Consider the following 1,217-nt stretch of genomic DNA (forward strand, 5'->3'; position numbering starts at 1 on the left):
CGCCGACACGGCAGCCAAGTACTGGCCCCCGGTGTCACGCATCGACAATGTCGCCGGCGACATTGTCGATGCGTGACACCGGGGGCCAGTACTTGGCTGCCGTGTCGGCGTCGCCGGCCGGATAGGCCGCTTCCAGGCGCGAGTAGGGATGGGTCCACTGGCCGGCCAGCGCCTCGGAGGCGGTGTGCGGCGCGTTGACCAGCGGATTGTCGGCCAAAGGCCATTCGCCCCTGGCGACTTTTGCTGCCTCTGCCGATATGGCGATCATCGCCTCGCAGAAGCGGTCGAGTTCCCGCTTGGGCTCGGACTCGGTCGGCTCCACCATCAGCGTGCCGGCAACCGGGAACGACATGGTCGGCGCGTGGAAACCATAATCGATCAGGCGCTTGGCGATATCGTCGACACTGATGCCTGCACTCTCCTTGAGCACACGGGTGTCGAGGATGCATTCATGCGCGACGCGTCCCTGCCTGCCCTTGTAGAGCACCGGGAAATGCGCACCGAGCCGCGTCGCGATGTAGTTGGCGGACAGGATCGCCGTCTCGGTCGCCTGCTTGAGGCCCGAGGCGCCCATCATGCGGATATACATCCAGGTGATCGGCAGGATCGAGGCGCTGCCGAAGGGGGCGGCGGAGACGGCGTGCGCCGAGCCTTCGGTGACATGGCCGGGCAAATACGGCTTCAAATGCGCCTTGACGCCGATCGGCCCGATGCCGGGTCCGCCGCCGCCATGCGGTATGCAGAAGGTCTTGTGCAGGTTCATGTGGCAGACATCGGCGCCAATGTCGCCGGGACGGGCAAGCCCGACCAGCGCGTTGAGGTTGGCACCGTCGAAATAGACCTGGCCGCCATGCTCATGGATCAGTGCGCAGAGATCGCGTGCGCCTTCCTCGAACACGCCATGCGTCGAGGGATAGGTGAACATCAGCGCCGCGAGATTTTGCGCATGCTCAGTCGCCTTGGCCTTCATGTCGTCCATGTCGATGTTGCCGTCTTCGGTGCAGCGCACGACGACGACGTTCATGCCGGCCATCGCCGCGCTCGCGGGATTGGTACCATGCGCCGAGGAGGGGATCAGGCAGACGGTGCGGTGGTTGTCGCCGCGTGAGCGGTGATAGCCGCGGATGGCGAGCAGGCCGGCATATTCGCCCTGGCTCCCGGCATTGGGCTGCAAGGTGACGGCGTCGAATCCGGTGATCTCCGACAGCCAGCCCTCC

General features: G+C 65.5%; 1 pseudogene. It reads right to left on the bottom strand.

Annotation, left to right across the window (positions count from 1 at the left end):
- Positions 1–34: 34 nt before the first annotated feature.
- Positions 35–1,217: pseudogene (locus tag EN893_RS34675) on the bottom strand (aminotransferase class V-fold PLP-dependent enzyme); the annotation flags it as partial.

The sequence above is a fragment of the Mesorhizobium sp. M7A.F.Ca.CA.004.04.2.1 genome (assembly GCF_004022825.1).
GTDB lineage: Bacteria > Pseudomonadota > Alphaproteobacteria > Rhizobiales > Rhizobiaceae > Mesorhizobium.